This window comes from Luteitalea sp. (assembly GCF_044337415.1).
In the GTDB taxonomy this organism is placed as follows: Bacteria; Acidobacteriota; Vicinamibacteria; order Vicinamibacterales; family Vicinamibacteraceae; genus Luteitalea.
Genome location: NZ_JBIINP010000165.1, coordinates 1 through 9,602, shown reverse-complemented (window position 1 = coordinate 9,602; position 9,602 = coordinate 1). Strand labels below are relative to the sequence as shown.

8 protein-coding genes are annotated in these 9,602 nt (G+C 70.2%); 3 read left to right on the top strand and 5 right to left on the bottom strand.

Annotated elements, in window-relative coordinates:
* The 3 genes from ACIRDX_RS17660 to ACIRDX_RS17650 form a co-directional block, all read right to left on the bottom strand.
* Window positions 1–349: hypothetical protein (locus ACIRDX_RS17660; protein ID WP_396626756.1), on the bottom strand; the 349-nt coding region annotated here is incomplete at its 3' end.
* Window positions 350–429: 80 nt separating this feature from the next.
* Window positions 430–3,393 (bottom strand): protein kinase, encoded by a 2,964-nt coding sequence (locus ACIRDX_RS17655; RefSeq protein WP_396626755.1) that lies wholly within the window; start codon window positions 3,391–3,393, stop codon window positions 430–432.
* Between the two features lie 106 nt (window positions 3,394–3,499).
* Window positions 3,500–4,108, bottom strand: coding sequence for an ECF-type sigma factor (locus ACIRDX_RS17650; protein WP_396626754.1), 609 nt, complete (start codon window positions 4,106–4,108; stop codon window positions 3,500–3,502).
* Window positions 4,109–4,304: 196 nt separating this feature from the next.
* Between ACIRDX_RS17650 and ACIRDX_RS17645 the strand changes: the two genes are divergently transcribed.
* Window positions 4,305–4,448, top strand: a complete 144-nt coding sequence (locus ACIRDX_RS17645) for a hypothetical protein (RefSeq protein WP_396626753.1) — start codon at window positions 4,305–4,307, stop codon at window positions 4,446–4,448.
* Between the two features lie 161 nt (window positions 4,449–4,609).
* Here the strand turns inward: ACIRDX_RS17645 and ACIRDX_RS17640 are convergent, their stop codons facing one another.
* Window positions 4,610–6,805, bottom strand: a complete 2,196-nt coding sequence (locus ACIRDX_RS17640; RefSeq protein WP_396626752.1) for an alpha-galactosidase — start codon at window positions 6,803–6,805, stop codon at window positions 4,610–4,612.
* Window positions 6,806–6,928: 123 nt separating this feature from the next.
* Between ACIRDX_RS17640 and ACIRDX_RS17635 the strand changes: the two genes are divergently transcribed.
* Window positions 6,929–8,215, top strand: coding sequence for a Gfo/Idh/MocA family protein (locus ACIRDX_RS17635; RefSeq protein WP_396626751.1), 1,287 nt, complete (start codon window positions 6,929–6,931; stop codon window positions 8,213–8,215).
* Window positions 8,216–8,234: 19 nt separating this feature from the next.
* On the opposite strand, the gene ACIRDX_RS17630 is transcribed toward ACIRDX_RS17635, so the two are convergent.
* Window positions 8,235–9,221: a substrate-binding periplasmic protein gene (locus ACIRDX_RS17630; protein WP_396626750.1), complete on the bottom strand. Its 987-nt coding sequence runs from the start codon at window positions 9,219–9,221 to the stop codon at window positions 8,235–8,237.
* A gap of 181 nt (window positions 9,222–9,402) precedes the next feature.
* Here ACIRDX_RS17630 and ACIRDX_RS17625 point away from each other — a divergent pair.
* On the top strand, window positions 9,403–9,602 hold a 200-nt coding region (locus ACIRDX_RS17625; protein ID WP_396626749.1), incomplete at its 3' end, for a hypothetical protein.

Below are 9,602 nucleotides of genomic sequence, written 5' to 3'. Positions count from 1 at the left end.
TCTCCCGCGGCACGATCTTCAGCGTGGATGCGGCGGCGCCCTCGAGACCGGCCAGCGTCTTCAGGTTCATGCCGTTGGCCGACGCGGAGGTCGTCGAATCGGCCCAGGCAGCAGCCGACTCCCACTTCCAGTTCTCGGCATCGCTGGCGCTCGCTCCCGATTGCCGATCGCCGCCGCTTTCGATGTCGTAGATGCGAAACTGGCTCACTGCCGGGGTGGGGGCGTTCCCGTCCAGCGACTCCGTGCCGCTGCCCTTGAACTTCAGCAGGGTGAGCACGTCGGCCTGGGCCGGCAGGGACGCGAGTGACGCAGCAAAGGTGACAGCAACGATGATGTGGCGGATCCGCACGTGAACGCCTCCTTGGGGCCCGAGATTGTCTCGGTCTCGGTTCCCTTGGCGACGTTCAGGGGTGGAATTGGACAGGGCGTTCAGTCTGGACGCCCGGCGCGCGCGGCCGCGGCGCGCCGGGCATCGCCTGGCACGGGCGAGGCGGCGAAGAGCCGGCTGGCCTCCGCGAAGTCCGGGGCAGCCTCCCCGGCACGCCCCAGCGCGGCCAGCGCTGCGGCGCGCAGCACCAGGGCCTCGGCCAGCCATCGGCTCTCGGGCGAGAGCTGCCGCCACACGGCGACCGCCGCGTCCGCATGCGCGAGCGCGTCCGTCGGGCGCCCCTGGCGCAGGTCGAGGTGAGCGAGCGCCACACGCACGTCGGCGTGCGTCGGGGTGTCCACCGCGAAGAGCGGCGCAAGGCCGGCCAGGGCCGTCTCGAGCGCGGGCCTGGCCTGGTCGGCCTGGTCCCTGTACGCCAGCAGGGCCAGTTCCGCCCGGAGCTGCGCGAGGTCACGCGCGGCGGCGGGCACCGTGCCAGCCACCGTGACGGCCTCTTCCAGTTGCTGGCGGGCCAGGTCGCGGCGCCCCACCAGCGCGTTGAGGCGCCCGGACATGAAGAGCACGCGCGTCACGGGCGTGCCTGCCGTGCGCATGTCGGCCACCACGTCGTCGATCTCGCGCGTCGCCTCCGCGAAGCGGCCGGCGTATGCGTGCCCCAGCGCGCCGTAGCAGCGGTTGCTCAGCACGACCCCGTGCGTCGGCCCCCTGAATCCGACCGTGGCCTTCATGCCTCGGTCGATGGCGGCCACCGCTTCGTCGCCGCGTCGCACGAACGCCATGAGCATGCCGCGCAGGTTCCGGACGTGGACGAAGTCGATCGCGTCGGCGTCGATGTGCTTCTCCAGGATCGCGAGCGCCTTGGCATTGTTCGCGATGGCATCGGCCAGGCGCCCGATACGCGTCTGGTTGCCGGACAGGTTGTGCGTGGCGATGCCCACGCCGCGCGAGGACTCCCCTTCGATCGCGACCCTGATCGCCAGCGACCGCTCCAGTTCGGCCACCGCCGGCACGAGGTCACCGGCATCGGCGAGGGCCATGGCGCGCAGCCCGCGCGCGCTGAGGATCCAGGGATGATTGGGCTGGCTCGCGTGCGCCGCCAGCGTGCGGTCGAGCGCCTGGGCCGCCACCTCGAGTGCGTCCTTCGTCTGCGTGCCCTGCTGGTTCAGTGCCTCGCCCAGGGTGCGCCACGCCGCCGCCGTCTCCGGGTGGACCGGGCCAAGGTAACGCTCTCCGAACTCGATGGCCCGACGGGCCGACGACTGAGCCTCGTCGTACTTCGCCTGGATGATCGCCACGTCGGCGCGCAGGCGCAGCGCGCGCGACAGGTCCAGCGCGTGCGCCTCCGGGCGACGCTCCATCAGCGGGAGGATCGCGTCGAGCGCCGCGGTGGCCTCGGCGCTCCTGCCACGCCGCATGTGCGAGTAGCTGCCGAGCAGTCGCGCGTGAAGCGCCTCAGGGTGATCGGCCGCCAGCCCGGCGCTCGCCTCGGTCTCCGCCTGCTGGACCACGGCGTCGAACTCGCTGGACTGCCCGAAACCGCGCAGCCCGTCGCCGATGAGGTTCAGCAGCTGCACGCGCACCTCGGGTGGCGCCTGCAGCCCGGACACCTGCAGGTGAGCGCGCTTCAGCAGGTCCACGACGAGCAGCGACGACTGGCTGCCCGGGGCGTCGACGTTGGCGTCGCGCAGGATCGCGGCGACAAAGCCCGCCACGCTCTCGGCGTGACGCTGGGCGGCGCGCGCCTCACGGCCCTGCCACAGGGCGAGACCCGCTCCGCCGAGGACGGCCGCCACCGCCACCGCCGAGGCCGCCACCGCGATCCGGTGGCGGCGAACGAACTTCGACGCGCGGTACCACGCGCTGTCGGGCCGCGCCGTGACCGGCCGCCCGTCGAGCCAGGCGGCCACGTCGTCGGCGAGCCGGCCCGCCGACTCGTAGCGACGCTCGGGATCCGGCTGCAGCGCCTTCGCGATGACCGTGTCGAGGTCACCTCGCAGCGTGCGGGACAGCGCGGCGGGCGTCGTGGCGCGGGCCGCGGCCATCGCCTGCGGCGCCGCCACGCCCGTCTGCCTGAGGACCAGACGGCTCGGGCGCGGCAGGTCGCCGGTGGCGGCCGACGGCTCCTTCGCGTTCATGTCGTGGGGCAGACGCCCGGTCAGCAACTCGTGCAGCAGGACACCGAGCGCCCAGACGTCGGTGGCCGGCGAGGGGGATTCACCGCGCAGCTGCTCCGGGGCCGCGCGCTCCGGGGTCATCGGCGCGAGCTGCCCTCGCGTCATCCCTTCATCGTCCTCCGCGGGCTCGGGCTCGAGGATCTTCGCGATGCCGAAGTCCAGCAACCGTACGTCGCCGTCCGGCGTGACGAGGATGTTCGAGGGCTTCAGGTCACGGTGCACGATGAGGCGGGCGTGGGCGTACTGCACGGCCCGACACACCTGCAGGAACTGACGGAGGCGGCTGCGCACATCGAGGCGCCGCTCGTCTGCGGCGCGCGTGATGGGCAGGCCGTCGACGTACTGAAGGACCAGGAAGGGCCGTCCGTCCGGTGCCACACCCCCATCGAGGAGCGGCGCCACCGCCGGGTGGGAGAGCCTCGCGAGGATACGGCGCTCGCGCGCGAACCGCTCGACGGCGTGCGGACCGTGCAGCCCCGCCTTGAGGATCTTCAGGGCCACGTGCTGCGTGTACGGCGCGCTGGTCTTCTCGGCCAGGTACACCTCGCCCATGCCGCCGCGCCCGATCTCGCGAATCACCCGATACGGGCCGAGTTCCGTGCCCTCGACGCTGCCCGTCTGCCGCTGGTCGCGCATCCAGTGCTCGAGTGCGAACTCGGCCTCGGCCGCCGGCACCTCGAGCATCTCCAGCAACTCCCGCTGCAGGTCGGGCGCGTCGCTGGCTGCGGCCACGGCAAAGGCGGCGCGCTCGGACTGCGGAAGGGCCATCGCCTGCTCGTAGAGTTCCGACAGCCGTTCCCACACGCGGGTGGGGGTCTGCTCGTCTGCCACGGACGACTCTCCTCTGTGATTGGCCGACGGGGCCACGCCGGCTGCTGCCGACTACTGGCGACGGAACGGGCCGCCGTGGGTCAGGACGTGCGCGCGGCCACCGGAATCACGGGCGGGGGGTGTCACGGCCCATCTCCTTCCGCAGCCAGGCCCGCGCGGCCTCCCAGTCGCGCTGGGCGGTCTTGGTCGACAGCCCATTGGCGAGGGCCACTTCCTCGTTGGTGAGGCCGCCGAAGGCCCGCTGCTCGAACACCAGGACGGCTCGGGGCGAGCGGAGGGCCAGCCGGTCCAACGCCTCGTCGAGGGCCAACGTCTCGTCGATCGCGTGGTCGGGCAGAATCGGATCGAAATCGAGCGGCACAGGGGTCTCCCCCTCGCCGCGCTTGGCGCGGCTGCGCGCCCGGGCGTAGTCCACCAGGATCCGCCGCATCGTGTTCGACGCTGCGGCGAAGAACGCGTCCCGATCGCCGGCCCGCAGCTGTCGCTGCGAGAAGAGACGGATGTAGGCCTCGTGCGCGAGCGCCGTGGTGCCGAGCGTGTGCCCGTCGCGTTCGCCGCGCAGCCGCTGCCGTGCAAGCCGCCGGAGATCCTGATAGAGCAGGGGCACGAGCCGGTCGAGCGCGCCGGGCTGACCGTCCCGCAGGGCCTGAAGGGCCAGCGTCACCGCTCCGCTCGCCTCGTCCTGCGGCCCGGGCTGCGCGTCCAAGGAGGGCACGGCCCATCGTACCGAGCGCCGGCGACAGCGGGCAACCCGCCGGTGGGCGCGCCCCTCGTGGCCAACGTCTCGCCCTTCGGCGGTACCGCGAGGGTGACGTTGATGTTCGAGGACTGATCGGCGCTCGTGAAGGACTACCCGCTCACCGCGAACTCGCGGACCAAATGTGGCGGTGGGGCCGGATCTCGGCGCTGCGGTGGCCAACCGCCGCTTCGGGGCCGTGGTCGAGTCGATCGCGGCGACGCCGGCGCAGATCGTCGTGGAGCGGGCGATGTACTCGGGCGGCCCGGGCACGCAGTGGAGCGCCGGCACCAACGCGCTGGCCACCCGACTCCAGTAGGCCGCGGGGTGATCGAGAAGCTGCTGGCGTGAGGGCTGCACAAAGGTAGGGCGCGATGTCCTCATCGCGCCGTTGGTCACGCTGCGTTGCTCACGGCGGGGTGGGGACACCCCGCCCTCCCTTGCTCCTGGCGATTCCGCCCTACCTTGCGTCGCCAGGCGTCAACGAATGACGAACCACGTGTGCGAGCGCGCCTCGACGGTGGCGCGCACGGTGATTCGATCATGGCGATCCAGCGTCAGCCTGACCGGTGTGCCGTCCCGTTCGGCGACCAGGGCCGTCTCGCTCGAGCCCGCGTAATACAGCGGCAGCGTGATGTCCTGGGTCAGCGGTGTGTCGCCGGGGTTGTAGATCATCGCCAGGCCCTTGATCGGCAGCGCCGGGTTGACGTGCAGGACGGCGTCCAGGTTGCGGCCATCGGCGCGGCGCACGTGGATGACATCCGATTCGAGGATGTCGCGGTAGCGCTTGAACCACGTCACCCACTTGACGACCGCGGCCCTGGTCTCCGGTGAGTCGTACAGCCGCGGGCCCCGATAGCACGCTTGCGCCCCGTAGCCGAGCGCATTGGCCAGGTGCTGCTCGTAGTCGTCCAGGTGTTCGCGCAACGGCTCGAGGGTGGCCGCCGCACCGCCGCCGTGATACTGCACCAGCGGCACGAACATCCAGCCCATCGACGGCGTCTTCGTCCACGTGCCATCGAACAGGTTCTGCCGTGCGTGGACATGCTGCTGTTCGCGCGGCAGCGACCAGTTCGTCTCGCGGTACCCCATCCCGGTCTTGTTCGAGCCGGCCAGGAAGTAGTTGTCCGGCACGTTCAGGTACATCCCTCGCTCGCGAGCCCAGCGATAGAACTCGGTGATGCGCCGATACTGCGTCCACTGCGAGTCGCTCAGCCCGCGATGACCGGGATGCCGCGTCGAGGCACAGACATCACCGGGGTAACTGCCGTCGTGCTCCAGCACGGTGAAGCCCGTCTCCTCGATGAAGGTCTTCAGCCTCGCGAAGTAGTCCTGTCCCCACGTGCTGTTCAGGCACGGCGAGTTGCCGAAGATGGCGCCGCCGGTCGTGCCCGTCGTTGGATTGATGACGTCATGGTCGTCGCTGATGCGCCGGCTGGCGAGCAGGGAATAGCCACCGAACTCGATGCCCTTGCGCGTGGCGTACTCACGAAGCGCCTTGAACTTCGCGAGGTTCGCGGGCGACACGTCTTCCATGTTCAGGCCGCTGCCGAAGCTGAGGATGACCATCTCGAAGCCCGTGTCGGCGGCCTGATCGATGGCGGTCCGCACGACCTCCGGGTCGGTCGACGTCAGGTGCAGCATCAACGGGTTCTCCGTCGCCCACGGCGCCATGAGTCGATAGAGGCGGCGCATCGCCAGCCCCTGCCGCTCGCGGTCGTCGGTGTCGTGCACCAGCTCGAAGGCGCGGATGCCGGTGAACTCGGCGCCGGCCACGATGTCCACGTCCGGGCCGAGCGGCGGTTTCACTTCGAGCAGGCACGGCGTCTTCAACGCGTAATTGACCTGTGTCGTGTATGCCGGGTCGTCGGTCCAGAACACCGCGCGGTGCAGGCTGGCGACCGACATCCCGCCGAAGGCGAAGTCGGTCAGCACGGTCAGGCGCGGCCGCTGCCATTCGGGGCTCGGGTCGACCTGTGACTCGGTCTCGACGACGCGCAGGATCTCGCTCTTGAAGCTGTTGAGGCGGAGCGACCGGGTGCCGCGGTTGTGGATCGTGATCCACTTGGCGAGCAGGGGGATGCCGTCGTACAGCTCGTAGTGCACGGCCACGGTCACGCCTGGCAGCGCACCCGAAGGGGGGACGAACCACAGCGTCAACGACACACCGGGCGGCGGCCACGCGCTGTGGCTCGCGTGCCGCGCGCGCGTCCATGCCATGCGCTGGACGGGTGCGCCGGTCTCGAACCGTTCGAACTGGAACGCTCCCGCGTCTGCCGTGAGCGCCTCCACCCAGTCCGGGCGCAGGTAGGCGAGGTTCGGCTGCCCGACCAGGCCGCCGATCGCGTACCGTCGGCCGTCGATCTCGACCTCGGCTTCTGGTGCGACGGCGCGAAGCAGTGTTTCGCGGGTCGTCAGGTTGTCGAAGCCGACCGTTGCCGCATTCGGCGCAATGCGGATGGTGCGGGAGATGAGGCCGTTGGCGATCGTGAGTTCACGGCGCTGGGCGTCGTGATGGATGGCGGCGCGTGCGACGGCCTGCCCCAGCAACCAGTCGCCAGTCGCCGGCTGCGCCGCAAGGGGAGACGAGAGCAGAAGCCCCCACAGCAGCAAGGCAGCGCCGCACAATCGGGCGCACAGCGATGACCCGTGGGCGATCGGGTGAGAGTGGCTCATGGTTGTCATGGATCGAGCGGCATTCTACCGCTCGGCGTTCAAGACTCACCTATCTGCGCCTGCGGCGCGCGGCGAGTTCGGCGTTAAGCGTTAAGCGTTAAGCTGTGCGATCGGGAGGTCATCATGACGACGGGCGAACGTGAGTTGGTGTCGCGGCGGCAGTTCGGCAAGGTGATGGGGGCGGCGGGCGTGGGCCTGGCGATGCCGGCGCCCGGCGTGTTTGCCCAGGGCTCCGACAAGGTCCGCGTGGCGATGGTCGGGGCCGGTCAGCGCGGCACCACGGATGCCGTCTACTGCCTGAAGTCTGCCCCCGGTGTCGAGCTGGTCGCCATCGCGGACCTCTTCCAGGACAAGGTGGACGCGGCGCTCGCGAAGCTGAAGGCCGAGGTGCCTGGCAAGGTCAACGTCCCTCCGAGCCGCGTCTTCCTCGGCTTCGACGCCTACAAGAAGGTGCTGGCCCTCGACGACGTGGACCTCGTGATGCTGCTCACGCCCCCGGGCTTCCGTCCGGAGATGGTGGGGGCGGCCGTGGATGCCGGCAAGCACCTGTTCGTGGAGAAGCCCGGCGCTGTCGATCCGGTCGGGATCCGGGCGCTCCTCGACGCTGCCGAGCGGGCCCGCCAGAAGGGGCTCTCGCTCGTCGTCGGCACGCAGCAGCGCTACGCGCCGCAATACCTCCAACTGATGCAGCAGATCCGCGACGGGCGGATCGGCGACCTGACACACCTCGAAGCCTTGTGGATCGGGGACATGGAGCTCTGGCACTACCACGATCGCCAACCGGCCTGGAGCGACATGGAGTGGCAGGTGCGATGCTGGCCGCTCTTCACGTGGCTCTCGGGCGATCACTATGTCGAGCAGCTGGTTCACAACCTCGACGTCGTGAACTGGGTCGCCGGCGCGACGCCCGTCGTGTGTCAGGGCCTCGGCGGGCGACAGGTCCGGACCGGGCCGCAGTTCGGCAACATCTTCGACCACTTCTCCGTGCGCTACGAGTACGCGAACGGCCTGACGATGTTCGCGATGGCCACGCAGCAGCGCGGCATCAGCACCCGCGTCGGCAACGTCATCCACGGCACGAAGGGCACGGCCCACGTCGATCGCGCGACGGCGATCATCAAGGGCGAGAAGCCGTGGGAGTTCGACGGCGACGGATCGAGCGGCGACCTGGAGATGCACGGCGCGCTCATTCGCGCCATCCGTGAAAAGAAGCCGATCAACGAGGGCGTGCGGCTCGCCGAGGCGACCATGACGGGCATCATGGGGCGGATGAGCGCCTACACGGGCCGGGCGCTCAAGTGGGACTGGGCGATGAAGGCCTCGAAGCTCGATCTGCGGCCCGCGCGGTACGAGATGGGCCCGTTGCCCGTCGAGCCCGTCGCGATCCCCGGCCGCACCCCGCTGATCTGACGCCGGGGAGAGGACCGCGTCACCACGAGAACCGGAACAGGCTCGCGGTGGCGCGGGACGGATCCGGCGGCATGCCTGCCGACTTGGTCTTGTAGCGGTCGGGCACGGACGCCCAGTCGCGATAGATGTTGCCGCCGACGTAGAAGCGCGGCTTCGTCGACTCGATCGTGGTGCCGGCGGCGGCTCCGGCGGACTCGACCGACGAGGCGATGGAGTAGGCGCGCCGCGGCTCGGTGGCGCCCGCCTTGTCGCTCTCGGGCACGTACTCGAACTGGCCGTCACCGTCGACGTCGGCGCGAATCCAGTCGACGTCCAGCAACCGGTGGTACGTGCGGTCGGTGATCATGCCGCGCAGTTGCGCGTTGAAGCGGTCGATGATGCCCTGCGCATCCGGATACGAGCGCCTGATGGCGAGGTGCAGGGCGCGCGTCACCAGCGGCCTCGATCCGAGCTGCAGTTTCGTCTGCGCCTCCTTCGCGTAGGTGTCGACGATGTACTGCACGACGAGGTCGTCCATGAGCACGTAGTCGACAGTCCCGGCGAGGAGCCGGGCCAGGCTGTCCTCACTGTTCTTCGCGCGGACGAATGTCGGGCCGCTGCTCTCCACCTCCGTGCCGTACGAGTACCCCTCGACAAGCGCGATGCGGCGCCCCGCGAGCGATGCCAGCGTCGTCGCCGTTACATCGGCGCCCTTGCGCCCGACCAGCACCAGGCGGTTCTCCAGATACGGCTCCGAGAACAGCAGCACGCGCTCGCGCTCGGCGTCCTTCCAGAGGGCCGCACTGCCGTCGAAGGTGCCCGCCATCAGCGCCGGCGTGACCTGCCCATCCTCGACGATGGTCGTCTCCGAGGGCTGGCGGATACGCGTGAGGGCGGCCTCGACGAGGTCGAGAGCGATCCGCGGCTGCCCCGCCTGGTTGGTGAACGGCGGCCAGGCCGTGGACACGAGGCGGAGCGGCCGCGTCTGGGCGCCCGCCAGGGACGACGCCAGAACCAGCAGGACCATGCAGGCCAGGACTGCAGCACGCGAACGACCAATCTGGGAACTCATCAGGACACCCTCCGATTCAAGGCTACTCTCATCCGGCGCGCAGGTTAGAACCGGCGTAACGTGAGTACGCATAGCGCGGGAGTCGGGAGTGGCAGTCGGGAGTCGGGTGGCGCCTCGCGGCGCGAAGGGAGACGTCATGCATCCTCGTTGGCCAGGGTTCGTCGCCGTGTTCGTGTGGCTCATCGCCGCGGCAGGCCCGCGACCCGCGACTGCCTCTCCGTTGCGCTACGAGTCCCGCAACGTGTCCTTCGGTACCTCCTGCTGTTGGAGCATCGGCGGCGCTGTGTTCTTTGGCGGAGCGGAGGCCTCGGGCGAAGACACCTTCGAGGGCCTCGC